Consider the following 25,444-nt stretch of genomic DNA (forward strand, 5'->3'; position numbering starts at 1 on the left):
CCCGCCGGCCGCTACATCCCCGACGAGGTGATCGGCGCCACGGCTGCCGTTGCCGGGGAACGCCGACCATCTCCTGGTGCTCACCGCGCTTGAGGGACCGGGCCGCGAACCTCGCGCTTATGGCTGCCCGGCTCGGCATCGTGCCTTACCTGCCCGGTCGCCAGCCGGGCGAAGCGGGATCGGCGGAAGAAGGCGGCCAGCCGCGGGCCGATCCTGCTTCGCGGGTCGATCAGGATCGGCGTCTGGCTCTCGATGCTCAACCGGCGCTCACGCGCGTCGATGTCCTGCCACTCATCCAGCAACGGCAGGAACCCACGCGGGATCACAGTGCCGCGAGAGGTCCAGTACAGATCCCACTGACCTCGGTACGCGTCGGAGACGGCCTCGGACGAGACATCCACAGGAGCCACTCAGGCACCGTAGACCTCATCCTTTGCAACACCTTCCAGGGAAAGTTCGCGGCCCAGGTGCAGGAGGCGGTGGTTACTGGCGCCTGTGACTTTGACCCGGCTGGAACCGGGTGAGACCGCGCGTGCAGCCACTCCGCTTCGTCGTGCAGGGCCTCGATGAGGAGGAACTCCAGACGCAAGGTTTCCGCTAAGTGCGGCCGAGGAGTCACAGCCGCCGATGGCCTACCGGACCTTCGCATGGGCACGCATCTGTTCGGCCAGCCGCCCGAGTTCGGCCGCCGTCGCAGGGGAGACGTCGCTGAGCCCGCTGTGTACGGCCGTCGGGCTGCGCAGGAAGCGCCTCAGCAGGGTCACGAGCAGCCCTTCCGGCAGGGTCCGCAGTGCAGCGAACGCGTGGGGAACTGGCGGCGTCGGCATGGCGGCCAGGTACTGCCGCATGAGGTGGAGCATGCCGCGGACCGCGTCGGGATCGCCGGCCAGCGCTACCGGGCCGCCCGCCGCGTGCACCGCCTGCCCGAGTGGCAGCGCGAACGCGGCGTGTGTCTTGAGCCAGGCGTCCATCCGCGGCTCGGCCTTGGCGTTGATCCCGGCGGTGCGGAACTCCCGGACGATCCGTTCCAGTCGCGGGGTGGTTCGGCCGTCGGGTTCGCCGATCGGCATCGGGACCCGGCCGGTCATGAAGTTGGTCGCGCGGTAGCGGACCACGTCGCCGTCCATCGTGCCGCCGGCCTGTGCCGGGGGGAAGCCGAGCAGTACTCGCTCGTGGCCGATCGCCGCGCCCAGCGGCTCCGCGCCGGCCGCCCAGTTGTGCAAGAACAGCACGTCGCCTTCGAGGTCGGCGAGCGACGCCAGCACCGCGTCAACTTGATGGGTGCGGACGAGGACGGCGGTCAGGTCGTACCCGTCGGCCGGGTGCTCGACCACCGGCACTGGTACCCGCCTGACGGCCGGGCTGTCTTCCTCGGCGAGCTGCACACCGTGCCGGCGCAGGGAAGCCAGGCGCTCGCCCCGGGCGAGGAGCGAGACGTCGAGCCCGGCCTCATGCAGGCGGGCGGAGAACAGGCTGCCGCAGACCCCGGCGCCGTACACGAGCAGTTTCATGACAACCTCTCTCGCGTGAGTCAAACGTTCGTTTTAATCGAACGTCTGTATAGTATGGCACATGGCGCTACCCGATACCCGGACCAAGATCCTCGACGCGGCCGAACACCTCTTCGCCGAGCACGGCTACCGCGGCACCTCGGTCCGCGCGATCACCGACCTCGCCGGAGCGAACCTGGCCGCCGTCGGCTATCACTTCGGCTCGAAGGCGGAGCTCCTGGCCGCGGTCGCCCGCCGCGTGATCGGGCCCATCACCGCCGCCCAGTACGCCGGGCTCGACAAACTGCTCGCCCGGACCCCGGACCCGCCGGTCGCCGAACTGGTGGAAGCATTCGCAGGGCCGCTCTTCGACGAGATGCCCGGAGGCAATGAGAGCGGAGCCCGGACGTCCCGGCTGATCATGACGATCCTCAGCGACCCGGCCGAGGAGGCGCGTAGCTGGACCGGCCCGGACGAGGACACGGTCCGCGAGCGCTACCTGGCGGCTTTCGGGCGCGCACTGCCCGGCCTTGCCCCACAGGAGCTGTGGTTCCGGATGCGGGGGATCCTCGCCGTGACGGCCGTGGACCGCGTCGAGGTCCACAACCGGCCCTCCCCTGCCTGCCCGCCGGCGATGGCAGGCGAGGAGGCCCGGCGCTGGGCAATCACGTTCCTGACGGCAGCGATGAGCGCGCCACCGACCCGGGCCCGGCGGTAAGCCTGGGGCGGCTCACTCACCGCCCTCGTCGCAGTCCTCAGGCACGTTCGGGTCGCGGGGAGAGCCGGGCGACGTCCTCGTCCGTGATGTCGTGCCCCTCGGCCCGGAGCCTGGCGACCCGCCGGTTCGGGTCAGCGCGAGGTGATGTGCTGGGGGTCGGGTAGGCCCGTGGCGGTGGCCGGTTCGTAGACGCTGGAGAGCGCGGTGAACAGCAGCGCCACGCCGAAAGCTCCGGGGTCGGGGACGCCGATGGCGTGCTCTCCCACGTAGCTGGCGCGGCCCCGCCGGGGGGTGAGGGACGCGGTGCTCAGGGCGCCCTGGATGGCAGCCTCGGCGGCAGCGGTGAAAGGACTGCCGGCGGCATCGCGGGCGGCCGCGGCCAACGCATCGATGGCGGGAGCGAGTGCGTCCACGAGGGTGCAGTCGCCGACCTCGGCTCCGCCGGCTCGGTGGATGGCGGCGAGGCTCGATTTGGCTGCGTCGGCGACGGCCAGCGCGTCAGGCGCTTGGTCGTCGGACCAGGACACGGTGGCCAGATGCTGGAAGAGGAGCCCGAAGAGCGGACCGCTGGTGCCGCCGACGTCGTTGAGGAAGGCCCGGGCCAAGGCAGCCACGCCGTCGGTCCCCGATTCGTTCAGCCTGACCGCCCGGCGCACGCCGCCGGCAAGGTTGTCGCCGAAGTCGCCGTCGCCGACGAGCTGGTCGAGGGCGGTGAGGTTGTCACGGACCTGGGAGACGATCATCGCATAGCGGTCGAGAACGGCTCGGCTGGCCGGGGCAGCACTCACGTGTACTTGGGTGGCGGCGGGTTCGGCAACGACGGTTGTCGCGGTGTCCGGGGCCAGGGTGCGGGAAGGAAGGAGAAGCGGCGTGTCGGTGGGTGCCGTCCACAAGTCGGCCCACTCCGCCTTCATCTGGGTGAGGGTGATGGAGAAGCCGGCCATGTCCAGAGCCGCCTCCTGAGACCAACGCGACGGTGCGGTTGGGGTTGCTGGTGCGGGCCCGCAGGTACACAGGGTTGCTGTTCACTTCGATCAGGCCGGGATGAGCCAGGGCGAGACCGCGTGCGGCGCGCAGAACCGTGTCGGTTCGCGGGAGGAAGTACGTCATCGAGGAAAGCTCCGTCGGCAAACGAGGGTTGATGGATCAGTGACCTTCAGGCGGTGGGGCATGGAGGCCGCAGTGGGCGCCGGGCAAGGGAGGGTCAGGGCAGTGAGGGCATGCACTGATCCCGTACGAGTTGCCAGACGTCCAGCGCCGTTTCGCGGCTGAGGGCGTTGCCGACCAGCTCGCTGCAGGCGGCGGAGCTGAGACGGCGTATGCGGGCCCGCACCTCGTCAAGGGCAGAGGGCGCGACGGAAAGGCTGTCGCAGCCGAGGCCGAGGAGAAGAGGAACAACAAGGGGGTGAGCGGCGGCGTCCCCGCATACCGAGACCCGCTTACCGTGCCGGTGAGCGGCTGCCACGGTAGTGGCGATCGCGTTCAGAACGGCGGGATGGGCGGCCATCGCCGGTGTGGCGTCGGGGCTGCGACGGTCCAGACGCAGGATCTGGCAGGTGAGGTCATTGCTGCCGATGGAGAAGAAGTCGGCCTCGCGAGCGAGGTCGTCGGCTGCGGCCACGGCTTCGGACAGTTCCACCATGATGCCCAGGGGCGGGGCGGCGACACCTGTGTCGTCGGCGGCCCGGTGCAGAAGCCGGCGGCAGGCTCGCAGCTCCTGCAGGTCGGCGACCATGGGAATCATGATGCGCAGGTCCGTCTCTGCTCCGGCGCGCAGCAGGCTGCGAAGTTGATCGGCGAAGGCATCGGGTTGGGCGAGCATGAGCGGTAGGCCGCGGCCGATGCGTCCGTGCTCAGCGCCCGGCAGCAGGAAGGGCGGGAGCTTGTCGTCGGCGAAGTCGAGCGTCCGGGCCGTCACGGTCCGGCCGACCAGCGCGCGCATGACGGGAACCAGGACAGCCGTGTGCTGTTCTTGGGTGGGCCAGGCCGAATGACTCAGGAAGGGCAGCTCGGTGCGGAGCAGGCCGATGCCGTCGGCTCCCGCCGACACGGCCGCGCGGGCGTCGGCCGCGGTAGCCACGTTCGCCTGCAGACCGACACCGTGACGGTCCAAGGTCTCAGCGGGCAGATCGCGTTCGGCCGCCAGAGCCTCGCGGCGGATCCGCGCGCTGTTCATTGCCGCCAGGGCACTGGCACGTTCTCCCTCCACGGGGTGGACGACGACCTGCTCCTGTTCGCCGTCCAGGAGAATCTCCTGACCGTCGGCCTGGTCGAGCAGATCGGCATCGACGGCGAGCAGGAACGGGATGTTCTGCGCGCGGGCCACGATAGCGGCGTGGGAATTGGGCCCGCCGGTGACGGAGACGGCGCCCATGACAGTCCGTCCGGGTTCCAGCAGGTCGGCTGCGCCGATTTCGTGGGCGACCAGGATGAGGGGCTGGTCGGGCGCGGGACCGGTGTCTCCGTGAAGGTGGGCCAACACGCGTCGGCCGACCTGCCGCACGTCGGCGGCGCGTTCCGCGAGGGTGGGGTCGTCCAGCTCGGCGATGGTGCGGGCGTAGGTCTCGACGGACTGGTGGATCGCGATCGAGACGGGTGCACCGTGTTGAGCGCGAGCGATGGCCTGCTTGCGCAGATCGCCGTCCTGCGCGATGTAGGCATTGACTTCCATGATGTCGGCTTCATCGCGCTTGCCTTGCTCCCGCAGCGAGGCCGACAGTGCCAGAAGGCCGTCCGCCACCGCGTCGAAGGCATCGGTGATCTGCCGGTCGGGGGCGTCGTCCGGCTGACTGGGCAGAGCCTCCAGCACGGGGCGGTCGGTGCGATGCAGGAATCCCAGGCCGATACCGGGAGCCGCTTGATGCCCTGTGTAGGTGCGGCGGTCGGTCACGGCTTCGCCGTCGTGTCGGCGAGGGCACGGAAGATCAGGGCAGTCGAGGTGGCCCCCGGGTCCTGGTGGCCGATGCTGCGTGCCCCGAGGTAGGAGGCGCGGCCCTTGCGGGCCTGCAAGGGAGTGGTGGCGCGCATGCCCTCTTCGGCGGCGTCGGCGGCGGCCGCGGCTGCGCCGGCGAAGTCGGTTCCTTGGCGAGCCTGCTCCTCGAAGGCGGCCAGGGCGGGTGCGTAGGCGTCGATCATCGTCTTGTCGCCGGGTGCGGCCGTTCCCAGCTTCTGGATGCTTGCCAGGCCGGCGGCGAGTGCCTCAGCGAACGCGAGCGGGTCGGCGAGAGAGGTGTCCAGGGCCTTGCCCAGTGCGCGGAACGCGCCCCCGTACAGCGGTCCCGAGGCACCCCCGATGCTGGAGATGAGGGTGGTGCCGGTCTTGGTGAGGACGGCTCCGACCGTGTCGGGGGTGAGGTCCGATACGGCGGCGGCAGCGGCGGTGAAGCCGCGATCCAGGTTGGTCCCGTGGTCGGCGTCGCCGATCGCCGAGTCGAGCTGGGTGAGGTGATCCTTGTGCCGGCCCACGGCAACGGCGATGGCCTGCACCCACGCACGGGCGAGGTCGATATCCATGGGGAGTCTCCGTTCAATGATCGGTGCGTACGGGGTCGGTGGCTGGAAGGGTCGGAGGCGGGGCGCGGTTCACGACGGCTGCCTCCCCCGGGTCGCGCCTCATGCGTGGCCCCGCCCCCGACCCGGTTCAAGCCCCCCAGCGTAGGGCTGAGGTGTTCACGGGCGCGTCCCACAGAGACAGCATGTCGGCATCCGCCCTGCACACCGTGATGGAGACACCCGCCATGTCCAGACTGGTGACATAGTTGCCCACCAGGCTGCGGGCGATGGTCACGTCCTTCGCGGCGAGTACGGCTGCCACCTCGTTGAACACCACGTACAACTCGATGAGCGGGGTCGCGCCCAGACCGTTGACCATGACGATGGTCTCCTCACCGGCGGCCAGAGGCTGGTCGTCGAGGAGAGCGTCCATGCAGCTGGCGACGATGTCCTTGGCGGAGCGGATTTTCTCGCGGCTACGGCCAGGTTCGCCGTGGATGCCGACGCCGACTTCTATCTCGTCGTCCGGCAGGTCGAAGCCGGGCTTTCCGGCGGCGGGAGCGGTGCAGGCGGTCAGCGCCACGGCGAACGATCGCGACGCGGCGTTCACCCGCTTGGCCATCTCCGCCACAGTCGTGAGATCAGCGCCCTGTTCGGCCAGAGCACCGACGATCTTCTCGACAAAGACCGTGGCCCCCGTGCCGCGTCGGCCCGCGGTCCACGTGGAGTCCCGCACCGCGACATCGTCGTCGACCAGGACGGTCTCCACCGTGATGTCTTCGTCCTCGGCGAGTTCCGCTGCCATCTGGAAGTTGAGGCGGTCACCGGTGTAGTTCTTCACGATGAACAGCACCCCGGCGCCGCTGTCGACGGCCTTGGCCGCGGAGAGCATCTGGTCCGGCACGGGTGAGGTGAACACCTCCCCAGGACATGCGGCGTTCAGCATGCCCGGTCCGACGAAACCGCCGTGCAGGGGCTCATGTCCCGAGCCGCCGCCGGAGATGACGGCGACCTTGCCCGGTCTCGGGCCGCCCGCTCGAGCGATCACCCTGCCTTCGACATCGACGGCCAGCTCGGGGTGTGCGGCCGCGATTCCGGCCAGAGCGTCGTCGAGAACGGACTCGGGCGTGTTGATGAGTTTCTTCACGACGGCACTCCTTCGGAAACGACAGGTGCGGCCGCCGGGGTCGCGGCTGCTACGGGACGGGCCTTGAGAGCGGTGTAGACGACGCCGACCGCAACAGCACCCACCACCTCGGCGACCAGATAGACGGGCAACTGCGCCCAGTCGACCGTGCCGCCGAACAGCTCGCCGGTGATCATCGGGCCGAGCGTCCTGGCCGGGTTGATGGAGGCCCCGGTGGCAGGGGCCACCGGAATGATGATGGCGAACACGCCGAGACCGATGGCCAGGCCCGCGAAGCCACCGGCCGCGCGACGGTCAACAGCGCCGAAGACGACCAGGGCAAGGATGAACGTCCCCACCGCTTCGGCGAAGAAGGCCTGACCGGCCCCGACTCCCCCACCGTAGGCGGCGATGCCAAGGCCCACGTCGACCGCTTTGTGCCCCAGCACCCCCACGATCGCGAGTGAACCGAGCACGGCCCCGACGACCTGAGCCGCGATGTAGCCGGGAACATCCCGCCAGGGCATGTTCCGCGTGGCCGCCAGCGCCAGCGTGATGGCCGGGTTGATGTGGCAGCCGGAGACATGGCCGATGGCATAGACCATCGCGATGACCGCGGTGGCGAACGCGAGCGAAATCATGCCCAGTTGCGCCATCGTGAACGGGGCGTCGCCGCCGATGATCGCGGCCGCGGGGACGGACCCGACGCCTATGAACACCAGCACGGCAGTGCCCAGCGTCTCGGCGAGGAGCTTTTGTGGGTAGGAGTTCTCTTCCATCTGACGGCGCCCGGTGCCGACGCCGGCACGGGCGCTTCACCTCCTCCGTGTGGGGCGGGCAGTGAAGGGAGGGGTCGCCGGGTCGTCCTGCTCGGGCGGAATCCGGCGGCCATGTGGGAACCGGACGATCCACCCTCCGGCAGCCGTTCATCATTGATGAACGTTGTTTCGGAAGTTAAGCCCACGTTTCATGCCTGTCAAGAGGTTCGCCACTCGGTCGGCCGCATGCCGCGCCGGGACGAGCCCGCGATGCGAGGCTGCGCGCCTACGCGCCCGGGGTGTAGGCGGCCCGGCGCGGGGCTCCCAGGTCCCGGGAGAGGTTGCGGGCGGTTTCCCGCACCGCCACGGCGATTTCCTGGCGCGTCGATTCGCCCAGCATGCGCTCCACCGGGCCGACGATGCCGATGGCACCCGCCACCTCGCCGGAACGGTCGAACACCGGCGAGGCGATGCCCGCATCCCCGATGGCCGACTCCTGGTCCTCGATCGCGTAACCGGCCTTGAGGACTTCCCGCAGGTGGTCCCCCAGTTCCTTCCGGTCGGTCATACTGGCGCCGGTGAGCACCGCCAGTTCCCCGGCGAGCAGGCGTTCCCGCACGGCCGCCGGCGACGACGCCGCGATGGCCTTGCCCAGGGCGCAGGTGTTCCACGGGATGCTCGCGCCCACCTCGAGAATCTGCACCGCGCCCTCGGGGCGGAACGCGTGGTGCACGATCAGTACGTGGTCGCCTATGAGGACTCCCACCCACACGGCCTCTTTGGTTCGGCCGGCCAGCCCGTCCGCCCAGGTCAACGACCGCGTCCGCAGCTCGTGTGTGTCCAGATAGGCGTTGCCCAACTGCACGAGATTCGGCCCCAGCTGGTACTTCAAGCTCTCCCGGTCCTGTGCGACCAAACCCTCGATCTCCAGCGTGCGCAGCAGTGCGTGCACCGTGGGCTTTGCGACGCCCAACCGGTCGGCCAGCTCAGTCACGCCCAGCCGGGGACCGCCTGAGGCGAGCTCCCGCAGGATCTGCACTGCTCTGTGCACGGACTGGACCATGAGATCTCCGATTCAGTATTGCTGAACAGCGTTCCGACAATTAATGTTGCAGTTCATGAGCACACCCGTCGGCATCGTACTCGTGTCCCATAGCGCCGAGCTTGCCGCAGGCCTGCGCCTGCTGGTCGAGCAGATCGGCTCCGACGCCGTTCCTGTCGTCACCGCGGCCGGAACCGACGACGGCAGGCTCGGCACCAGCTACGACCTCGTTCTCAACGCGATCAAGGACGCCGACCGGGGCGCCGGGGTCCTGATCCTTCCCGACCTCGGCAGCTCCGTTCTGACCACCCGCACCGTCCTGGACGACCACCCCCGCCCCGACGTCGTCATCGTCGACGCTCCCTTCGTCGAGGGCGCCGTCGCCGCGGTGGTGGCCGCCGCATCCGGTGCCGACCTGCGAACCGTCGCCAACTCCGCGGAGGAGGCCCGCAATGTCCGCAAGCTCTGACGCCCCCACCATTCGCCACGAAGCAACCGTGGTGCTTCCCGCCAATCTCCACGCCCGCCCCGCGGGCCACCTCGCGCGCGCCGCACATCAGTTCTCCAGCACCATCGAGCTGGATTACAACGGCAAGACGATCAATCCCACCGGAGTTCTCAGCGTCATGGGGCTGGGAGCCAGAGCCGGAAGCACGGTGACCATACGAGCCACCGGTCCCGACGCCCACGACGCGATCGCCGCGCTGACCGGCATCCTTGCCGGCGCCGAATAGCCCTGATCGTCATGTGGCCGCAGGAATCCACCGAGCTCGATGCCGTGGAGGAGGCGCGACAGGTCCTCGCAGGAGTTCGACGTCCGCCAGACCTCCGCCGATGCCGCCGCACCAGGCAGCGGCAAAGCAGATACGACGACGCCCAGCGCCGCGAGCGGGAGGCGCCGGCCGCCCAAGCCCGCACGGCCTTCGCGGTTCGACGGCGGCGACGGCTTCTCCAGTGGTGATGGCGCTTTCGGGAGTCATGTGCAGCCCCGCTCGGGTCACTCGGCCTGGTCCTGAACGCCGTGGTGCTCTGGACGACCCGCTACATCGACGCCGCCGCCGTCCAGCTTCGCGCGGAGAGTCATGAGATCCGTGACGAGGACGTGGCCCGGCTGCGCCTGCCCCCCGCGGCCCCGAGGCCACCACGGCGTGGTTGTAGCCGTTGGCGGGAGGCATGCCCCGGGGCGTACGAGGTGGCGCATCGTCACGTCCTACTCATCCGGGTCCCAGGCGCTGAGCTGCTCGAAGAGACGTCGGTCGCCGTCGAGCTTCAGGGAGTTGATCGGGATACGGTTGTGCAGGATGAGGACCAGCTCGCTGGCCGTGCCCCAGGCGGAGAAGAAGGCGGCGGCCGCGTTCGGGTCCTGGCCGGCAGCGGTGGCCGGCATGGTGCCGGGCTCGGGGAGGCGGGCGGTCCGTGCGCCGTCGGCGGAGAGCGAGAGGCGCCAGGAGCGGCCCTCGGAGGCGTGGAAGTCGATGGCAGCGGGCTTGTGCGGCCAGGCACTTGTCGTTGCGACGCAGGTGGACAGGAACTCGTCGACACCGTCGAGCGCCACCTCGTCCGGCAGCGGCTGCGGGGCACCTACGGTGATCTGGGCGTCGTACGTGTGCACTGCCATCTGCTGGAGCTGGTGCCGAGCTACCGCACCGGAGGTCGGCGGCGACTGCGACGTCCCCCACCACGTCCAGCAACCGCGATCCGGGCCGGCCTTCCGCAATGCGTCCAGCAGTTGCTCCGTGGACTCCGCCAACCAGGCCAGCAGGGCCTCGCGCTCCCGAGGCACAGCCGGGGCGCCCTCCGCTGCGGACTTGGCTGGAGCAGGCCCTGCGGCGACGGTGGCGGCCCAGTCGCGACGACCCTCGCCGATGTGCTGCGCCAGATCGAACAGCGTCCACTCGGGGCAGGTCGGCACCTGTACGTCGAGGCTGGGCGCGGAGGCGACCGCGGCGCGGAAGGCGGTCGACCGTTCGTCGATCAGTCGCAGCAGAACGGGGAACTCGAGTGTCATTGTCACCCTGAATCTCTATCACTGCTTTTCCGACAATCGGACATCGAGTTTCACCGCCGCCATCGCGGGCGGACCCTCACCACCGCGGAGAAAAGAGCACCGACAGCGCCTGCTGTGGTACCACCGCCTGCTGCACCCCGGACGAGGAAGCCCTCGACCCGGCCCAGAGCCTGGCCGAGGCGAAGGCCGCCGCCGGCTACGCGTGCGGCAGCTGAGGCACAGACCGGACGGGAGGCCGGTGAGCACGGCGACGACGTCTGGCCGTGGCGCTGACCGGCGCCACTCACCGCGACCGATCAGCCTCAAACGCCACCTGGACTACGAGCGGCGCTCAGGGCCATCACCCGGCACGTCGACCGCTACGCCGCCCAAGCTCGACTTGCTCGGGCGGCGTGAAACTTGCCACAGACCTACAGAAGCCCGCGACCGGAGATTCCTAGGCGTCGCGGCGCAGCGTGAACCAGAAGGTCGGCACCGAGTTGGTGCCCGGTGTGACGTCGAGTAGTTCCCAGCCGGCGAACCTGGCGCGGAGCTCGTCGGCTGTGACGCCCGCCGCCCACGACGTGACCTCGGGGATCGGATTGCCGAGCGGCTCGGGGCCGTACCCGAACATCAGCAACCGTGCTCCGGGAGCGGCGCGGTGGGTGAGCCCGGCGGCGTAGGCGTCGCGGCGGTGCAGCGGGACCCCGCAGTAGCAGCTCAGGTCGAAGAACAGGTCGAAGGGGCCCGGCACGTCCAACTCGTCGAGGCGGGTGGCGTCTCCGTGCAGCAGCCGTACCGCCACTCCCGCCGCAGCGGCCTTCTCCCTGGCCTGGTCGACGGCGCGGTCGATCAGGTCGACGGCCGCCACCTCCCAGCCGTGCCGTGCGAGGTAGGTGGCGTTGGTCCCCGTGCCGCAGCCGAGTTCGAGGGCGCGGCCGGGCGGCAGCGCGCCGTGCCCCTCTACCAGGGCGACCAGCTCGGGCGGCGTCACGCCGGTGTCCCACGGCGGCTTACCGGCGCGGTAGTAGCCCTCCAGCGCGCGGTGGACAGACTCCTCCTCCGGGTCTCGCTGCGTTGAGCCCAGGTCCGGTTCCGGCTTCTGGGTGGTGCTGGGCTGGTCCATCGTCTCCTCCAAGAATCTAGAGTTGAACTCTAGTGACATACTCTAGAGATATACTCGCAATATGGACAAAGTCAAACGGCCGGACAAGCGAGCCGAGCGCTCACGCCGCACCCGTGAAAAGGTCGTCGAGGCGGCTCGCGAGCTGTTCGTCGCGCAGGGTTACGGGGCGACGAACCTGCAGGAGGTCGCGGACCGGGCGGGCGTGGCCGTCCAGACGGTCTACTTCGTCTTCCGCAACAAGCGCACGCTGTTCAAGGACGTCGTCGACACATCCATCGCCGGGGACACCGAGCCGGTCGCCACCATGGATCGCGAGTGGTTTCGCGCCGCGTGCGCCGAGCCCACCGCAGCCGGGCAATTGCGCGCGCACGTCCACGGCACCCGCGAGATCCTGGGCCGGGTCGCACCGATCATGCCGCTGATCGCGGCTGCCGCGGCCACCGACCCTGAGATCGCCGCACAGTGGCCGGACGGCCCCGACCCGCGTTACACCGTGCAGTACGCAGCGGCCGAAGCCCTGGCCCGCAAGCCCGACACCCGTCCCGGCCTCTCCGTCGAGATGGCGGCGGACCTGCTGTTCGGCCTGCTCAGCCCGCAGCTCTACCTGATCTTCGTCCGCGACCGCGACTGGTCACCGGACACGTGGGAAGAGTGGGCCCGCACCACCTTGACCTCCCAACTCTGCGCCGACCCCGGCTGAGCGGACGGACGTCACGATGGTCCTCCAGCCCGCAATGCTGGTGGCTAACCACCTGGCCGACCTGCTGCGGGCCGGGGCGGACAACCTGGCCGACACCCATACCGGGCCCTACGCTGTCGCCCTTCAGATGCCCGTACACCGTTGAGCGCGGCACCCCGAACAAGTCTGGACGGTCTTGTCCCGCGTGTCGTACGGCTCCCGGGCGAGGGCGGCCTGGTCGGCGGTGAGCTTGGGCCGACGTCCGCCGACCCGGCCGCGGGCACGGGCGGAGGCCAGGCCGTCCATTGCGTTGGCCACGATCAGCTCGCTTGGCACCACTGGCCTTGCCCAGATGGATGTCATCGCGGTCGACGCCCGCGCGCGGGATCATGCTCCCCGCGCTGCAGGAGATTCGTGACCAGGGAAAGATCACTGCCCGGGAGTCAGGGTCCCGTGGGGCAGGGGGCCAAGGGTTTCCTGGTCAGCCTGTGGTTTCGGTGAGACGAGCTTCACGGTCATGGGTGCTTCGCGGAAGCGAACTGTCCCGTGGCGATCAGGATCACGACGAGCGCGAGCGGCACGATCCACCCGCTCCAGCCGAGGATCGTCGCCTGCGTGGTGTCGACGTGCTCGCCGGCCTTGGCGAACAGGAGGTAGGTCCCGCCCGCGCCGTTGAACGCGGCATGCGCGAGGGCCGCGGGCCACACGGACCCCGATCGGAGCCGCAGCCAACCGAAGACCGCGCCGACCAGGATGCACATGCCGACCATCGCAGTCACGCCTAGCCAGCCCGGCGCATCCGGGTAGTTATACCCGAGGAGGATGAGCGGAGCGTGCCAAAGGCCCCAGATCACGCCCGAGATCAGGAGGGCTGGGAGTGTACCGAGCGGCATCAGTTTCGGCAGCAGCCACCCTCGCCACCCGAGTTCCTCCCCCAGCGCCGGGATGAGGTTGATGAACGCCGCCAAAGGGAGTGCGGCGAGCTGGATGGCGATGAGCGCGCCGATCGGTATCGGGACTTCGGCCACTCCTGCGGCGCCCGCTTGCTCGTCGAGAACCTGATGGAACGCGGAGAAGTTCACAAAATCGGCCGGAAAGACACCCAGCAGCGCACCGACCGGGAGCGCCACCAGGACGAGCGCGATGGACACGATGATCCCCACCGCCCCGTAGCCGAGCAGTCTCCGGACCGGTCGTAACGGCCACAGCCCGAGCGTCCACACCTTCTGCTGCGGCCGCTCCACGAAGAACACGACGACAAGGGCGGCGATCGCGGGGGTCATCATCGTGGCGGCGGCCACGACGGTGAACCAGGAGCTGGCGAGTCCGTCACCGAACCAGAGCGGAAGCGCGACAAGCCAGGCGAGCCCGAACGCCAAGGTGGTGAACACGCCGATGGATCGCAGATCACGACTGCTCATGCGGGGTCCGCCTTGGGTCGTGGCCGTCTTCGATCCGCCCGGAGACTCGATGGTCACGACGTCTGCCTTTCGAGGATGTGCAGACCGGCGATGGTGCGGTCGTCGCGGAACGCGATCCGTGCCGTGTAGTCGCCCGCCTCCAACGCGAGCGGCGTGTTCGTGATCGTCAGGTCGCCGGCCCGGGTGATCTCAGGCTCTCCAAGCCCCTCGAAAGCTCCCGACAGGCCGACGATCTGCGCCCACGCGGCCGCGAGCGCATCCTCCGACAAGCCATCGCGCATGCTCGGATCGAACTGCTCGGTGACACGCGTCCATTGCCCGGATGCGAGGTCCTCGATCACCGAGGCGGCCAGTTCGGCGACGCCGGGTAGCGGCGTGGTGTTCATCGGTTCTCCTGTTCTTGGATCGATCGGTTTGCCATAGCGCTGGAACGCCGCCTGCCGGCTCACGCCGAGCGCATCACCGATGACCTGCCACGTAGCGCCGTGCTGTCGTGCCTGCTGCACGACAGCACGCACGACGTCATCGGCGGCCGCCTGCATGCTCACGGCGCGCCCTATCGAGTCGGCCCAGTCGTCGCTCCTCGTCAGGACACGTGCGGCGAGGAACGCCTCCATACGCGCTTTCAAGGCCTGCAGCGCCTCCGTCAATGTTTCTTGCACTTGTAAAGCATATCTTTACAAGTCGGCTGTGCGTCAAGAAGGATTGCTGGGACCATCCGGCTGGAATCGAACGCTAGCGAGCGTTTTCGCATCGATCGTGAGAGCGTCGGGGCCCTGCCGGGTGACGGCGTGCGTGGATGTTGTACATTCGGTGGCCGGCCTCGTTCAGGTCCGTGGGCTCGATCAGCCCGGTGGGCGCGCGGCGGAACTGTTCGAGACGCTCACCCGGCCTCACCGACCCCGGCGAACTCGAGCAGCACTTGCGGCACTCCGCGCTGACCCACCAGGCCGAAGGATCCACGCCGACGACGTCATCAACCGCTTCACCCGGTGCTTCGGCATCGACCCGTGATCTTCGCTGAAGCTGGCGGGGTCTGGCAACATGTCCGGATGCATGGATCTCGATGTGATTTGCTGCGCTGGCAGTTCGACTTCACCTGGTCGTTGTTCGATTACCACCTGGAACGACTGCAACCTGCGGACTTTCTGTGGGAACCCGCCAGTCTTTGCTGGACTGTGCGCCTTGACGCCACGGGAACATGGGTGCCCGACTGGGCGGAGACCGAGCCCGATCCCGTCCCGGTTCCCACCATCGGCTGGTTGAGCTGGCATATCGGTTGGTGGTGGAGCGTGACCATCGATCACGCTCAGGGACGCGAACCTCGGGACAGGACCGAGATCACCTGGCCGGGCGATGGAACGAGCGCCGTCGAGTGGTTGCGTGGCCTCCGCACCACTTGGCTGACCGTGCTGGCTCGCCTCACCGACGCCGACCTGGACGCCCCGGCGGCCCCCTTCCCCTGGCCGCAGGACTCCGAGCACACCGTCGCCCACACGATCGCCTGGGTCAATTCCGAGCTGATGAAGAATGTCAGCGAAATTGGCCAGCTTCGCATGCTGCGAGCTGCGAGCTCGGAGTGAGTTGTGTTCTCAGCCCAAGAGCGATCTGGTCGGCCTGCCGCCGGCTCGGTGAGCCGGGCATCCAGTTCTTGTAGCGGACCGCCTGCGGGCCGAGTTTATCGATGCCGGCGACCTTCGTGATGCGCTCATCGGCGGCTTGGGCCATCGTTGTGTACTTCTTGCGCGCGATCGGATGGGGGTTGCCGGCCTCGAAGGTGGTGGCGCGGTGCATGTCCTGCGCCGCCGTCATCGCCGCTCGTGCGGCGGACATGGCGTCGCGGGCGCCGAACTCATCGCCGTGTCCGCAGCGCATGTAGCGGGTGACCCAGACCCTGGTGCTGGGCGGGGTGGGCATGAACCTTTCCAGGCGGCGTCCAGTTCAATCGAGTCCATCGACCGGTTGTACTTCAACGTCTATCAGCCGGTGGAGGAAGTGGCGTGCGCGGTGGCCAGGTGCTCCTTGAGAAGATCGAAGCCATAGTCGTTGCCGTTGGGCGTACGCACGACGCAGTGGATGTGGTTGCGGGACGCACCGCCCTGGCCGCCCCCGCGGCTGGCGACCGCGGTGGCGGTGGCGTTGGCGGCGACCAGGGCGGGCTCGACCGCGCCGGAGGCCGGGCCGCCGCCCTGGCAGTCGAACTCGATGAGGATGACAGGGCTCTGCAGCTTGAAGTAGAAGACGGCGTCGGCGTCCGTGGGGCCGACCCATGCGAAGTAGGTGTCGTCCAGATGCTTTTCGACCTCGGCCAGCTTCGCCTTCGCGTGCCCCTCGGCCATGTTGCCGACGAAGACCTCAGCCAGCGCGAGCAGCTTGGCCTGCTGCGCCGCGTTCAGCGCGGTGGCCTGGATCCCGGTGTAGGGCACCTCGACGTTGTCCTGGCCTGCCCCGGCCTGCTCGTTGCTGCCCTCCTTGGTGTCCGAGGTGATCGCCTTGGCCTTCTGGGCGTCGTCCAGGGCGTTGACCAGGCCGAGCGCGGTCTCGATCTCGGTGGTGAACAGTTCGATCTCGGTGCCGTCGTCGTAGTAGCCCTTGGTCGGCTCCGATCCCCAGAAGCTGGGGGTCATGACGACCTGATCGCCCAGGACGAAGTAGTTGACGACCAGGTGATGGCCCTGGAACTGGAACCCCCATGGCGCGCTGTCCGAGGGTGTGCCCATGACGGTGAAGTAGTAGAGGGTCTCGTCGAACTCCTCGAGCTTGCCCAGCAGCCGGCCGGCCACGTGGTTGAGCTTGCGGATGTTCTCGGTCAGTGTGAGGCCCCTGGCGCTCAGCCCGGCGGCCAGCATCGCCAGCGCGGCCTTTTGCTGTGCGGCGGTCATGCCCTTGAGCTGCATGCCCTTGCGTTGGAAGCTGTGGATGTTGCTCCAGTTCAGCCACTGATCGGATTCGACCTCGTACAGAACCTGCTGCTTCTGTTCCGTGGACAGCGCGGCCAGGAAGGCGGCGCCCGCCGAGATCACACCGGCGGTGCTGACGCCGGTGGAGTGCACGGCGAACAGGTCGGGGATCACTGTTCCATCCGTAGTGACACCCTTGAAATCCGCATATTTCACCATATTGCCGCTAGGGCCGCCTGCGGGTCCCCCGCTCGGCGGGCCCGTCGACGTACCGGACGCGGCTCCCGAGGAGGTCGTGCCGGATGCGCAGCCGCCGGTCATGAGGGCGACCGCGGTCACCCCGCCGGACAGCAGAACCCGGTTCATGAAAGATCGCCTGCTGAGGAGAGCGTCGTCGTGTTTCATGTGGCAGAACGTACATAGCGGATTCTTGTCCCTTATTGGGAGCGTGATGAACGTCCGATGAGAATGTGCTGGCTCCTGCCGGCAACAGACTCTCCCGCCGCACACCCCGCCAGACTCTGGCCGCTGCTCCCCGAACTCCGAACCGACCGCTGAGCCCACCTGGCTAGATGGCCTGCTGGTAGGAATCGCGCCACACGGCCCAAACGAGCGGCCGTACCCACTGATCAGCTGAGTGGCTGGGAAAGGCCTCGGCTGTCCAGCCGGGATTGGGTGTCTCCGAAGAGCCAGGGGCGGGGCCCGGTGCTGATGTTGGTCGGGTAGCCCGGGTCGAACTCCACCGCCGAATCCAGGCGGCCTACGACGTCCGCGGGCAGGGTGACGTCGAGGGCGCCGAGATTGTCGTGGAGTTGTTCGGCGTTGCGCGAGCCGATGATCGGGTGCACCGCGGGCGATCGGGTGCGCGTCCAGGCGATCGCGACTTGGGATGCGGGCACCCCCAGTTCGTCGGCGACCTGCCGCACGGCGCGCGCGGCGTGATGGTCGCGCGGGGTGAGGGACGCGGGGTTGATCCTGGTGCCGGTCGGGGCATCGCCGGGGCCGGTGAACTTGCCTGACAGCACGCCGCCGGCGAGTGCTCCGTATGTGGCCACGCTCATTCCGTAAGCCTCGGCCATGGGGAGCAGTTCCCGCTCGATGTCGCGCTCGAGCAGGCTGTAGGGCACCTGGATGCCTGCGAACGGGGTCCAGTCGCGCCATTCGGCAAGGGTGTTGGCACGGGAGACGAGCCACGCGGGAAGGTTGGACGCGCCCACGTAGAGGACCTTCCCTGCGCGGACGGCGTCGTCGAGCGCCCGCATGGTCTCCTCGATCGGCGTGTGCGGGTCCCAGTCGTGCACCCACAACAGGTCGATGTAGTCGGTGCGCAGCCGTCGCAGGCTCGCCTCCAGGGACAGGGCGAGGTTCTTGCGGTGGCTGCCGCCCGCGTTCGGGTCCGAGGAGTTCCGGGTCAGTGTGTACTTGGTGGCCAGGACGAATTGGTCACGGCGCTGCTGAAGGAGACCGCCGAGCACCTCCTCGCTGTCGCCGTAGGCGGAGGCGGTGTCGATGACGTTGCCGCCTACGTCGGCGTACAGCTCGACCATCCTGCGTGCCTCGTCCGGCCCGGCGAAGGTCATGGCGCCCAGGAACAGCTCCGAGACCCGCAACCCGGTCGAGCCGAGCAGCCGATAGCGCATCACGTGATGTCCCTTGTGTCGTTGCCGCGCGGCGTCGAGGGATCGACAGAGGCCAGGTCGTCGACGGCGAACGCGACATCGGGGGCTATGTGTGGCCGGCCCTCGGGGCTGACCGTGGCCAGGCGCCCGAGCGGTCGGCTGTTCAGATATTCGATCTCGTTGGCGGCGAAGGTCATGAATCCAGGTTATGGAGCCGGACCAGCGCGGAGGGAGACCGGGGAAAGGCTAGCCCTGGCGGGGCCACGATCGCCCGCAGGGCTGGCGCGAAGCTCGCCCCGGCAGCCCCTCCTGCCGCGCGGGCCTGCTGCCGTGGGGCAACGCCAACGAGATGAGGGCGTGTGGCGCCTGGGCCTCGCAGATCCAACACCGGCCAGGTCAAAGTCCTGAAACAAGACCGGATCAGGAAGCCGTGACGTGCGGTACGGCTTCGTACAGGGCCCAGTCGGCGCTGATCGCGCTCGCCGTCTTCAGCAGCAGCGGCAGGTGCTCCTCGGTCAGCTTCTCGATGGAGGTCTCGGCGGCGTGGGCGTTGACGTTGACGGCCGCGATGACGTTGCCCAGCCCGTCCCTGAGCGGTGCCGCGACCGACCGGATCCCCAAGGCGAGCTGCTCGTCCGTCATCGCCCACCCCTTGGCGCGCACCGCGCGCAGCACCGCCTCGCGCTCCTTGGCGTCCGGCTGCCAGCGCGGCTCGATGCCCGAGCGGCTCGGCTCGGCCAGGACCCGATCCACCTCGGCGGGCGACAGCGCGGCCAGCAGCACCTTGCCCAGCGACGTCTGGAGCGCGGGGAAGCGGGTGCCGATCTGCACGGAGAGGGCGACGATCTTCGGTACGGCGACCCTGGCGACGTAGACGATGTCGGAGCCGTCGAGCTGGGCGATCGAGCACGACTCGTGCGTCTGCGTGACCAGCCGCTCCAGGTGCGGCCTGGCCACCTCCCACAACCCCATGGAACGGATGTAGGAGACGCCCAGCTCCAGCACCCGGGGCGTGAGGGCGAAGCCGCCCTGCTCGGTCCTGGCGTAGCCCAGCTCCTGAAGGGTGAGCAGGATGCGGCGGGCCGTCGGCCTGGCCAGGCCGGCCGCGGCCGCCACCTCCGTCAGGGACATGACCGGGCGCCCCGGCCGGAAGACCCTGATCACATCGAGGCCGCGGGCCAGCGCCTCGATGAAGTCAGGTCCGGTGTCGCCACGTGTCATGAACGCCCTCACTCGCTCGGATCCGTTGATCCGACTTTAGACGGTCGGCGCGGTCGTACGTCCGCACAGCGGCCGATCACAGGCGGTGGGTGGAGTCACTGCGATAGTCGGTGTACGTGTACGGGTTATCAAGGAGCTTTGTCGCAGGGATGTCCGGGTTCATGCCCTGCTCCCAGGCCTCCTCCCCCATCTCCGACCGCAGGTACTCGACCGTCCCCTCGACCTCGCGGCGGGCCGCGGCGAGGTCGATCCCGAGCAGGCGGTGCTCGTGCTTGACCACGCGGCCGTTGACCAGGACGGTGTGCACGTCGCCGCGCTGCGCCTGGAACGCCACGTGCCCGAACGGGTTGAGCAGCGGGAACGAGACCGGCGACAGGTCGTTCTTGATGAGCACGAGGTCGGCCTTCTTACCCGGCTCCAGGCTGCCGAGGTCGTCGCGGCCGAGCGCGCGGGCGCCGCCGCGGGTGGCCCACTCGACGACCTGGTCGGCGCGCAGGCCGCAGTGCGTGACGGTGTCGCCCTTGGCGTGCGCCTCCAGGTGCTCGCGCGACCGGTCGGCGCCGAGGGTGGCGCGCATGGCGGAGAACAGGTCGCCGCTCCACCACACGCTGGTGTCCATGGACAACGACACCGGGATGCCGTGGGCGCGGATCGACCAGGTGGGCGGGTAGCCCTGGCCCGCGCTCTGCTCGCTCTCCGTGGAGACCGAGATGGAGCCGCCGGTGGCCGCGATGCGGTGATAGGAGTCGGCCGACAGCGAGGCGGCGTGCACGTAGATCGTGCCGGGGGTCATGAAGCCGTGCTCGTACATCAGCTTGATGCCGTCGTCGCCGGTGGCGCCCCACACGCCGGCGTGCGTGGTGACCGCGGCGCCGAGTTCGCGGGCGGCCTCGAAGGCGGGCTTCTCCGGGAAGGCGGGGTCGCCGAGCACGTCGAAGGCGAGCTGGAAGCCGAGCAGGTCGTCGCCGGTGACGCGTCTGCGCACGAAGTCCCTGAACTCCGGCGCGGCCGTCCACTCGGCGGGCGCTTGCTGGAGGTTGCCGTACGCGAGCACGTACCGTCCGGGCACGGACTGGAGCGCGTCGGCGGCGGCGTCGGCGTGGTCGACGGTCTGGAGCCCGTGCGACCAGTCGACGACGGTCGTGACTCCCGCGTCGAGCGCCTCGATCGCGGCCAGCGTGTTGCCCGCGTGCACGTCCTCGGGCCGGAACAGCTTGCCGTGCTCCAGGTAGAACCAGACGAAGTACTGGGTGAGGGTCCAGTCGGCGCCGTAGCCGCGCAGGGCGGTCTGCCACATGTGCCGGTGGGTGTCGATCATGCCGGGCATGACGATGCCGCCGGAGGCGTCGATCTCCACGGCGTCCGGCGGCGCCGCCAACCCGGGGCCGACGGCGGCGATCCTGTCCCCGATGACGAGGACGTCCGTGCGGGGCAGCATCCGCCTGCCCTCCCCTTGCCGCTCGTCCATGGGCAGCACCGTGCCGCCGCGCAGCACCACGGGCCGTCCAGCCTCGAAGTCGTTCATGGCATGCTCCTCGCCTGCGAACATGTGTCCGCCATACGGTCAACGCCACTGTGATGAGCGTCTACGGCCGTGTCAAGAGTGTTGACGCGAGCTCATGAAGATGCTGGGATCGCGTTAGCGGACAGCCGTCCGTTGTACGGACGTAGGGATGGAGCTTGATGACAGACACCGTGCCAGGGCCGCTGTCCGGCGTGCTGGTGGCCGACTTCTCCAGGATCCTGGCCGGCCCGTACGCCACGATGCTGCTGGCGGACCTGGGCGCCGACGTCGTCAAGGTCGAAGGCCCGGGCGGGGACGACACCCGGACGTGGACACCACCCTCGCGCGGCGAGGTGTCCACGTACTACCTCGGGATCAACCGGGGGAAGCGGTCGATCGCGCTCGATCTGCGCGACGAGGCCGACGCCGGGGTGGCCAGGGAGCTGGCCGGGCGTGCGGACGTGCTGGTGGAGAACTTCCGGCCGGGCGGGCTGGGCAAGTACGGGCTCGACTATGCCTCGGTGCGGGCCGCGAACCCGGGGGTCGTGTACGCCTCCATCAGCGGGTTCGGCCCCGGGGCCGGGGCGCGGGTGCCGGGCTACGACCTGATGGTGCAGGCCATGTCGGGGCTGATGAGTCTCACCGGTGACCCGGACGGGCCGCCGTACCGGGCCGGGATCTCGGTGTTCGACGTGATGGCGGGTAACCACGCCGTCATCGGCATCCTCGCCGCGCTGCGCCACCGCGAGGCCACGGGGAGCGGGCAGCACGTCGAGGTGAACCTGATGTCGTCGGCGCTGACCGGGCTGGTCAACCAGAGCTCCGCGTACGTGGCCGGGGGCGTGGTGCCGTACCGGATGGGGAACGCGCATCCGAGCGTGTTCCCGTACGAGCCGCTGCCCACGGCCGACCACGAGCTGATCGTCGCGGCCGCGAACGACGGTCAGTTCAGGAAGTTGTGCGAGGTGCTCGGCATCCCGGAGGTGGCCGAGGACCCGCGCTTCGCCAGGAACGCCGGCCGCACCGCCAACCGCGAGGAGCTGCGGCCGATCCTGGTCGAGCGGCTCGTCCGGCGCTCCGCGGACGAGTGGTTCGAGCTGCTGGTGGAGGCCGGGGTGCCGAGCGGGCCGATCAACACCATCGACGGCGGGTTCGCCGCGGCGGAGCGGTTCGGGCTCGATCCCGTCGTGGTGGTGGGCGAGGGCGAGCGGGCGATGCCGACGACGCGGCACCCGATCCGGTTCTCCGAGACGCCGGCCGCCTACACGCTGCCGCCACCGGAGCTGGACGAGCACGGCGCGGAGCTGCGCAAGTGGCTCACCGGCCCCAGGGAAGGCGAGCGGACGTGACGCGGGAGCGGGAGTACCCCACCGCGCTCGGGGCGTCGTCGCCGACGTCGATCACCCTGCTCGGCCGGGACCTGGCCTCGGAGGTGATGGGCGAGGTGGGCTTCGGCGAGCTGGCCTTCTGGCTCGCCACCCAGCGCCGTCCCTCCCGGGGAGAGGTACGCCTGTTCGAGGCCGTGCTGGCCGCGCTGGCGGACCACGGGTTCACGCCGACCGCGATCGTGACCCGGCTGACGTACCTGTCGGCGCCGGACTCCGTGCAGGGGGCGCTGGCCGCTGGGCTGCTCGGCGGCGGCTCCCGCTTCCTCGGCGTCACCGAGGACTGCGGCCGATACCTCCACGACGTGCTGGCCGCGCGGGAGGAGCTCCCCGCCGACGACGCCGGCTGGGACGATCTCGCCCTGGAGGCCGTGCGGGCCCGGCGGGAGGCTCGGCAGCTGTTCCCCGGGCTCGGCCACCACGTGCACAAGGAGGGCGACCCTCGCACGCCCCGGCTGTTCGAGATCGCCGCCGAGGAGGGCCTGTTCGGGCCGCACCTGTCGCTGTTCGCCGCCGTCGGCCGCGTGCACCCGCAGGTCCTGGGCAGGACACTGCCGCTCAACGGCGCGGGCGCCTGCGGAGCGGTGCTGGCCGATCTGGGGCTGCCGCTGGAGTTGCTGCGCGGGTTCGCGCTGCTGGCCAGGACCGCCGGGCTGATCGGGCAGCTCGCCGAGGAACTGCGGCGCCCCGTGGCCAACGACATCTTCCTCTCGGTGGACCTGAACAACCTGTCCATCCCGCCCGAGCCCTTCGCTGACGGAGGTCCGCATGGCTGAACTCGTCGCGGTCATCGCATCCACCCACCACCCCTTCTACTACCGAGCCAGCACCGCTACCGGCGAGGAGCGACCGCCGTTCGCCGACGAGTGGGTGCGCAAGGTGGAGGCGTTCAGGGAGACGCTGACCAGAGCCAGGCCGGACGTGCTGGTCATGGTCGGCTCCGACCACTTCCACCAGCTGTGGCTGGACAACATGCCGCAGTTCCTGGTCGGGAAGGCGCCCTTCTACGACGCGAACTTCTACAACGAGGAGCGAGAGTTCGGGCTGCCCAGGATGCTGTTCACGGGGCAGGAGGACCTGTCCTCCCACATCCTGCGTGAAGGGCTGGACGCCGGCTTCGACCTGGCCTTCTCCAACGAGCTGCGGATCGACCACTCGATCACGTGCCCGATCATCACCCTGCGCCCGCAGAACGACCTGCCGATCGTGCCCGTCTACACCAACATCTTCGCCCCTCCCTTACCGCGACCGAAGCGGTTCGTGCAGCTCGGGCAGACCATCCGGCAGCTCGTCGAGTCGTGGCCGTCCGGCCGCCGGGTCGCGGTCATCGGCACCGGGCATCTGTCGCTGGAGCTGGGCGGGCCACGCCAGTTCGGGCCGCACGGGCCCGACCCCGAGTTCGACCGGCGCGCCGTCGAATGGATCTCCTCCGGCGACATCGAGGGCTGCCTGGCCGAGGTCACCCTCGACAGCCTCCACCTGCCGGGCAACGCCACGCACGGCTTCATGGACTTCATGCTGATGATGGGCGTGGCGGGCGAGGGCCAGAAGGCCGACTACGTGGACACGTACGACCTGTTCCACACCATGGAGGCGTACTTCACCTGGTATCCGAGCGGAGGCGGTCGATCGTGAGCAAATACCTGCTGAACAAGTTCCTCTTCACCGTCGACCGCGATGCCGAGCTGGTCGAGCGCTACCGCGAGGAGCCGCGCGCCACCGTCGATTGGTGGGAGTCCGAATACGCCAACCGCATCCTCGGCTGCCACTCCGGTGAGTCGTCCACGTGGCTGCGCTTCGACGACGTCGAGCGCGAGGCGCTGGCGGCCCACGACTATCCGAAGCTGTTCGAGCTGGGCGCGCACCCGTTCCTCACGCTGACGCTGTTCATCGCGATGTTCGAGCGCGACCATCCGCCGCTGGGCTTCCAGACCGAGTACGCGCGGCGGCTGGCGCACATGCGGCTGCCGTACCCGGACATCGCGACCTGATGCGCGCGGCCTGGATCGAGACCTGCGGCCGGCCGCCCGTGGTGGCCGACCGGCCCGCACCCGTGCCGGGGCCCGGCACTGAGGTGGTGCGGGTCAGCGCCGCCCCCATCACCCCGCTGGACCTGCTCTGCGCGGGCGGCACCTCCTACTTCGGCATGCCTGCCGTCCCCTATGTACCTGGCGTCCAGGGTGTCGGGACCGCCGGAGGCACGCCCGTGTGGTTCGCGACAACGGCGGGAATGGCGCCCGGGGACGGCAGCATGGCGGAGTTGGCCCTGGTGCGCGATGAGGACCTGGTGAAGCTGCCCGCCGGCGCCTCGCCGATCGCGGTCGCCGCCCTCGGCCTGTCGGCCGTCGCCGCTTACCTGGCGCTGACCTGGCGGGGTGAGCTCGTGGCCGGAGAGCAGGTGCTGGTGCTCGGTGGCGGTGGCGTGGTGGGGCAGGCGGCCATCCAGCTCGCCCGACTCAATGGCGCTCGCCGGGTCGTCGCGGGCGCCCGATCCCCGGGTGGCCGGGAACGGGCGACGCGGGCGGGGGCGGACGCCGTGGTGTCGCTCGGCACGGATCGCGGCACCGAAGACGTGGCCGAGCTGGCCGCCCGCTTCTCCGCCGCCTGCGACGGGCCGGTGGACCTGGTGCTCGACCCACTCTTCGGCGTCCCCGCGGCCGCGGCGGCCCGCACACTGGGCAAGGGCGGCAGGCTCGTGAACCTCGGCGGCTCGGCGTCGGAGACGTGCCCGCTCGACTCCGCCACGCTACGCAGCCGGTCGCTGCGGGTGCTCGGCTACACCAACAACGAGCTGACCCTGGAACAGCGGGCCGCGGCCATCACCATGATCGCGGAACAGGCGGCGCTGGGACGGCTGACGGTGGCTCACGAGGTGGTGCCCCTGGAAGCGGCCGGAGAGGCGTGGCAACGGCAGGCGGCAGGCACAGCGGGTGGCCGCATCGTCCTGAGCATCGCCTGACCAGCGCGGACTGTCAG

29 protein-coding genes and 1 pseudogene are annotated in these 25,444 nt (G+C 69.5%); 11 read left to right on the forward strand and 19 right to left on the reverse strand.

All coding sequences use genetic code 11. The annotated features are described in order from the left end of the window. Positions 1 to 80: 80 nt before the first annotated feature. The gene (locus KME78_RS19325) at positions 81 to 410 is read right to left on the reverse strand and encodes a hypothetical protein (protein WP_219530492.1); all 330 of its coding nucleotides are present in this window, start codon (positions 408 to 410) and stop codon (positions 81 to 83) included. Between the two features lie 222 nt (positions 411 to 632). After that, positions 633 to 1,511, reverse strand: coding sequence for a ketopantoate reductase family protein (locus KME78_RS19330; RefSeq protein ID WP_219530493.1), 879 nt, complete (start codon positions 1,509 to 1,511; stop codon positions 633 to 635). 61 nt (positions 1,512 to 1,572) lie between these two features. Here KME78_RS19330 and KME78_RS19335 point away from each other — a divergent pair, with 61 nt between their 5' ends. Then, positions 1,573 to 2,208 (forward strand): TetR/AcrR family transcriptional regulator, encoded by a 636-nt coding sequence (locus KME78_RS19335; RefSeq protein WP_219530494.1) that lies wholly within the window; start codon positions 1,573 to 1,575, stop codon positions 2,206 to 2,208. Positions 2,209 to 2,339: 131 nt separating this feature from the next. Here the strand turns inward: KME78_RS19335 and KME78_RS19340 are convergent, their stop codons facing one another. From KME78_RS19340 to KME78_RS19365, 6 genes are all read right to left on the reverse strand, one after another. Further along, positions 2,340 to 3,152 (reverse strand): DAK2 domain-containing protein, encoded by an 813-nt coding sequence (locus KME78_RS19340; protein ID WP_219530495.1) that lies wholly within the window; start codon positions 3,150 to 3,152, stop codon positions 2,340 to 2,342. Between the two features lie 260 nt (positions 3,153 to 3,412). Beyond that, positions 3,413 to 5,098 carry a putative PEP-binding protein gene (locus KME78_RS67195; RefSeq protein ID WP_219530496.1) on the reverse strand — a complete coding sequence of 562 codons (1,686 nt, stop codon included), beginning with the start codon at positions 5,096 to 5,098 and terminating at the stop codon, positions 3,413 to 3,415. Then, complete coding sequence (gene dhaL, locus KME78_RS19350; protein ID WP_219530497.1) at positions 5,095 to 5,721, reverse strand: dihydroxyacetone kinase subunit DhaL; 627 nt, start codon at positions 5,719 to 5,721, stop codon at positions 5,095 to 5,097. Before dhaL ends, KME78_RS67195 begins: the two co-directional genes overlap by 4 nt. Positions 5,722 to 5,848: 127 nt before the next feature. Next, a complete protein-coding gene (dhaK, locus tag KME78_RS19355) occupies positions 5,849 to 6,847 on the reverse strand; it encodes a dihydroxyacetone kinase subunit DhaK (protein WP_219530498.1) in 999 nt (332 codons plus the stop codon). Further along, positions 6,844 to 7,605: an MIP/aquaporin family protein gene (locus KME78_RS19360; protein ID WP_219530499.1), complete on the reverse strand. Its 762-nt coding sequence runs from the start codon at positions 7,603 to 7,605 to the stop codon at positions 6,844 to 6,846. The genes dhaK and KME78_RS19360 overlap by 4 nt, the downstream gene beginning before the upstream one ends. Before the next feature lie 265 nt (positions 7,606 to 7,870). Continuing rightward, entirely contained in the window at positions 7,871 to 8,635 is a 765-nt protein-coding gene (locus tag KME78_RS19365) for an IclR family transcriptional regulator (RefSeq protein WP_219530500.1), read from the reverse strand. Between the two features lie 67 nt (positions 8,636 to 8,702). Between KME78_RS19365 and dhaM the strand changes: the two genes are divergently transcribed. The 3 genes and pseudogenes from dhaM to KME78_RS67965 form a co-directional block, all read left to right on the forward strand. Beyond that, a complete protein-coding gene (gene dhaM / locus KME78_RS19370) occupies positions 8,703 to 9,095 on the forward strand; it encodes a dihydroxyacetone kinase phosphoryl donor subunit DhaM (RefSeq protein WP_219530501.1) in 393 nt (130 codons plus the stop codon). Then, positions 9,079 to 9,360 carry an HPr family phosphocarrier protein gene (locus KME78_RS19375; protein ID WP_219530502.1) on the forward strand — a complete coding sequence of 94 codons (282 nt, stop codon included), beginning with the start codon at positions 9,079 to 9,081 and terminating at the stop codon, positions 9,358 to 9,360. The genes dhaM and KME78_RS19375 overlap by 17 nt, the downstream gene beginning before the upstream one ends. Positions 9,361 to 9,611: 251 nt before the next feature. Then, positions 9,612 to 9,728, forward strand: a pseudogene (locus KME78_RS67965) (Tn3 family transposase); the annotation flags it as partial. A 108-nt stretch (positions 9,729 to 9,836) separates the two neighbouring features. On the opposite strand, the gene KME78_RS19385 reads toward KME78_RS67965, so the two are convergent. Then, on the reverse strand, positions 9,837 to 10,634 hold the full coding sequence (locus tag KME78_RS19385; RefSeq protein ID WP_246651490.1) for a maleylpyruvate isomerase family mycothiol-dependent enzyme: 798 nt from the start codon (positions 10,632 to 10,634) through the stop codon (positions 9,837 to 9,839). A gap of 436 nt (positions 10,635 to 11,070) precedes the next feature. Next, complete coding sequence (locus KME78_RS19390) at positions 11,071 to 11,739, reverse strand: class I SAM-dependent methyltransferase (protein ID WP_219530504.1); 669 nt, start codon at positions 11,737 to 11,739, stop codon at positions 11,071 to 11,073. A gap of 61 nt (positions 11,740 to 11,800) precedes the next feature. On the opposite strand from KME78_RS19390, the gene KME78_RS19395 reads away from it, so the two are divergent. Further along, positions 11,801 to 12,439, forward strand: a complete 639-nt coding sequence (locus tag KME78_RS19395) for a TetR/AcrR family transcriptional regulator (RefSeq protein WP_219530505.1) — start codon at positions 11,801 to 11,803, stop codon at positions 12,437 to 12,439. 123 nt (positions 12,440 to 12,562) lie between these two features. Here KME78_RS19395 and KME78_RS19400 read toward each other — a convergent pair whose 3' ends face one another. From KME78_RS19400 to KME78_RS19410, 3 genes are all read right to left on the reverse strand, one after another. Further along, on the reverse strand, positions 12,563 to 12,736 hold the full coding sequence (locus tag KME78_RS19400; RefSeq protein WP_219530506.1) for a hypothetical protein: 174 nt from the start codon (positions 12,734 to 12,736) through the stop codon (positions 12,563 to 12,565). 197 nt (positions 12,737 to 12,933) lie between these two features. Further along, complete coding sequence (locus KME78_RS19405) at positions 12,934 to 13,839, reverse strand: CPBP family intramembrane glutamic endopeptidase (protein ID WP_219530507.1); 906 nt, start codon at positions 13,837 to 13,839, stop codon at positions 12,934 to 12,936. 53 nt (positions 13,840 to 13,892) lie between these two features. Next, positions 13,893 to 14,456: a DUF3887 domain-containing protein gene (locus KME78_RS19410; protein WP_219530841.1), complete on the reverse strand. Its 564-nt coding sequence runs from the start codon at positions 14,454 to 14,456 to the stop codon at positions 13,893 to 13,895. A 435-nt stretch (positions 14,457 to 14,891) separates the two neighbouring features. On the opposite strand from KME78_RS19410, the gene KME78_RS19415 reads away from it, so the two are divergent. Then, entirely contained in the window at positions 14,892 to 15,422 is a 531-nt protein-coding gene (locus KME78_RS19415; protein WP_219530842.1) for a DinB family protein, read from the forward strand. Here KME78_RS19415 and KME78_RS19420 read toward each other — a convergent pair. From KME78_RS19420 to KME78_RS19445, 6 genes are all read right to left on the reverse strand, one after another. Then, a complete protein-coding gene (locus tag KME78_RS19420) occupies positions 15,373 to 15,756 on the reverse strand; it encodes a hypothetical protein (protein ID WP_219530508.1) in 384 nt (127 codons plus the stop codon). The two genes, KME78_RS19415 and KME78_RS19420, sit on opposite strands and share 50 nt — an antisense overlap. A 62-nt stretch (positions 15,757 to 15,818) precedes the next feature. Continuing rightward, positions 15,819 to 17,144, reverse strand: a complete 1,326-nt coding sequence (locus KME78_RS19425) for a DUF3500 domain-containing protein (RefSeq protein WP_219530509.1) — start codon at positions 17,142 to 17,144, stop codon at positions 15,819 to 15,821. A 224-nt stretch (positions 17,145 to 17,368) separates the two neighbouring features. Next, on the reverse strand, positions 17,369 to 18,379 hold the full coding sequence (locus KME78_RS19430) for an aldo/keto reductase (protein WP_219530843.1): 1,011 nt from the start codon (positions 18,377 to 18,379) through the stop codon (positions 17,369 to 17,371). Beyond that, entirely contained in the window at positions 18,379 to 18,555 is a 177-nt protein-coding gene (locus KME78_RS19435) for a PNPOx family protein (RefSeq protein ID WP_219530510.1), read from the reverse strand. Before KME78_RS19435 ends, KME78_RS19430 begins: the two co-directional genes overlap by 1 nt. Before the next feature lie 223 nt (positions 18,556 to 18,778). Continuing rightward, positions 18,779 to 19,579, reverse strand: a complete 801-nt coding sequence (locus KME78_RS19440; protein ID WP_219530511.1) for an IclR family transcriptional regulator domain-containing protein — start codon at positions 19,577 to 19,579, stop codon at positions 18,779 to 18,781. A 76-nt stretch (positions 19,580 to 19,655) separates the two neighbouring features. Then, the gene (locus KME78_RS19445) at positions 19,656 to 21,104 is read right to left on the reverse strand and encodes an amidohydrolase family protein (RefSeq protein ID WP_219530512.1); all 1,449 of its coding nucleotides are present in this window, start codon (positions 21,102 to 21,104) and stop codon (positions 19,656 to 19,658) included. Between the two features lie 158 nt (positions 21,105 to 21,262). Between KME78_RS19445 and KME78_RS19450 the strand changes: the two genes are divergently transcribed. The 5 genes from KME78_RS19450 to KME78_RS19470 are packed head-to-tail and all read left to right on the forward strand — an operon-like array spanning position 21,263 to position 25,427. Further along, a complete protein-coding gene (locus KME78_RS19450) occupies positions 21,263 to 22,432 on the forward strand; it encodes a CaiB/BaiF CoA transferase family protein (RefSeq protein WP_219530513.1) in 1,170 nt (389 codons plus the stop codon). Then, positions 22,429 to 23,244, forward strand: coding sequence for a citryl-CoA lyase (locus KME78_RS19455; protein WP_219530514.1), 816 nt, complete (start codon positions 22,429 to 22,431; stop codon positions 23,242 to 23,244). Before KME78_RS19450 ends, KME78_RS19455 begins: the two co-directional genes overlap by 4 nt. Beyond that, positions 23,237 to 24,103 (forward strand): DODA-type extradiol aromatic ring-opening family dioxygenase, encoded by an 867-nt coding sequence (locus KME78_RS19460; protein WP_219530515.1) that lies wholly within the window; start codon positions 23,237 to 23,239, stop codon positions 24,101 to 24,103. Before KME78_RS19455 ends, KME78_RS19460 begins: the two co-directional genes overlap by 8 nt. Beyond that, entirely contained in the window at positions 24,100 to 24,459 is a 360-nt protein-coding gene (locus tag KME78_RS19465; RefSeq protein WP_219530516.1) for a hypothetical protein, read from the forward strand. Before KME78_RS19460 ends, KME78_RS19465 begins: the two co-directional genes overlap by 4 nt. After that, positions 24,459 to 25,427 (forward strand): quinone oxidoreductase family protein, encoded by a 969-nt coding sequence (locus tag KME78_RS19470; RefSeq protein ID WP_219530517.1) that lies wholly within the window; start codon positions 24,459 to 24,461, stop codon positions 25,425 to 25,427. The genes KME78_RS19465 and KME78_RS19470 overlap by 1 nt, the downstream gene beginning before the upstream one ends. Positions 25,428 to 25,444: the final 17 nt, after the last annotated feature.

The organism is Nonomuraea guangzhouensis (genome assembly GCF_019396345.1).
Lineage (GTDB): Bacteria > Actinomycetota > Actinomycetes > Streptosporangiales > Streptosporangiaceae > Nonomuraea > Nonomuraea guangzhouensis.

What these genes read in the sequence shown, in the direction of transcription:
- KME78_RS19390 (WP_219530504.1), bottom strand. Translation starts at nt 11,739, where the DNA reads ATGGACCAGCCCAGCACCACCCAGAAGCCGGAACCGGACCTGGGCTCA.
- KME78_RS19410 (WP_219530841.1), bottom strand. Translation starts at nt 14,456, where the DNA reads ATGGAGGCGTTCCTCGCCGCACGTGTCCTGACGAGGAGCGACGACTGG.
- KME78_RS19420 (WP_219530508.1), bottom strand. Translation starts at nt 15,756, where the DNA reads ATGCCCACCCCGCCCAGCACCAGGGTCTGGGTCACCCGCTACATGCGC.
- dhaL (WP_219530497.1), bottom strand. Translation starts at nt 5,721, where the DNA reads ATGGATATCGACCTCGCCCGTGCGTGGGTGCAGGCCATCGCCGTTGCC.
- KME78_RS19330 (WP_219530493.1), bottom strand. Translation starts at nt 1,511, where the DNA reads ATGAAACTGCTCGTGTACGGCGCCGGGGTCTGCGGCAGCCTGTTCTCC.
- KME78_RS19450 (WP_219530513.1), top strand. Translation starts at nt 21,263, where the DNA reads ATGACAGACACCGTGCCAGGGCCGCTGTCCGGCGTGCTGGTGGCCGAC.
- KME78_RS19445 (WP_219530512.1), bottom strand. Translation starts at nt 21,104, where the DNA reads ATGAACGACTTCGAGGCTGGACGGCCCGTGGTGCTGCGCGGCGGCACG.
- KME78_RS19340 (WP_219530495.1), bottom strand. Translation starts at nt 3,152, where the DNA reads ATGGCCGGCTTCTCCATCACCCTCACCCAGATGAAGGCGGAGTGGGCC.
- KME78_RS19375 (WP_219530502.1), top strand. Translation starts at nt 9,079, where the DNA reads ATGTCCGCAAGCTCTGACGCCCCCACCATTCGCCACGAAGCAACCGTG.
- KME78_RS19470 (WP_219530517.1), top strand. Translation starts at nt 24,459, where the DNA reads ATGCGCGCGGCCTGGATCGAGACCTGCGGCCGGCCGCCCGTGGTGGCC.
- KME78_RS19335 (WP_219530494.1), top strand. Translation starts at nt 1,573, where the DNA reads ATGGCGCTACCCGATACCCGGACCAAGATCCTCGACGCGGCCGAACAC.
- KME78_RS19435 (WP_219530510.1), bottom strand. Translation starts at nt 18,555, where the DNA reads ATGACCTTCGCCGCCAACGAGATCGAATATCTGAACAGCCGACCGCTC.
- KME78_RS19460 (WP_219530515.1), top strand. Translation starts at nt 23,237, where the DNA reads ATGGCTGAACTCGTCGCGGTCATCGCATCCACCCACCACCCCTTCTAC.
- KME78_RS19360 (WP_219530499.1), bottom strand. Translation starts at nt 7,605, where the DNA reads ATGGAAGAGAACTCCTACCCACAAAAGCTCCTCGCCGAGACGCTGGGC.
- KME78_RS19405 (WP_219530507.1), bottom strand. Translation starts at nt 13,839, where the DNA reads ATGAGCAGTCGTGATCTGCGATCCATCGGCGTGTTCACCACCTTGGCG.
- KME78_RS19415 (WP_219530842.1), top strand. Translation starts at nt 14,892, where the DNA reads ATGCATGGATCTCGATGTGATTTGCTGCGCTGGCAGTTCGACTTCACC.
- KME78_RS19430 (WP_219530843.1), bottom strand. Translation starts at nt 18,379, where the DNA reads ATGCGCTATCGGCTGCTCGGCTCGACCGGGTTGCGGGTCTCGGAGCTG.
- dhaM (WP_219530501.1), top strand. Translation starts at nt 8,703, where the DNA reads ATGAGCACACCCGTCGGCATCGTACTCGTGTCCCATAGCGCCGAGCTT.
- KME78_RS19440 (WP_219530511.1), bottom strand. Translation starts at nt 19,579, where the DNA reads ATGACACGTGGCGACACCGGACCTGACTTCATCGAGGCGCTGGCCCGC.
- KME78_RS19395 (WP_219530505.1), top strand. Translation starts at nt 11,801, where the DNA reads ATGGACAAAGTCAAACGGCCGGACAAGCGAGCCGAGCGCTCACGCCGC.
- KME78_RS19425 (WP_219530509.1), bottom strand. Translation starts at nt 17,144, where the DNA reads ATGAAACACGACGACGCTCTCCTCAGCAGGCGATCTTTCATGAACCGG.
- KME78_RS19385 (WP_246651490.1), bottom strand. Translation starts at nt 10,634, where the DNA reads ATGACACTCGAGTTCCCCGTTCTGCTGCGACTGATCGACGAACGGTCG.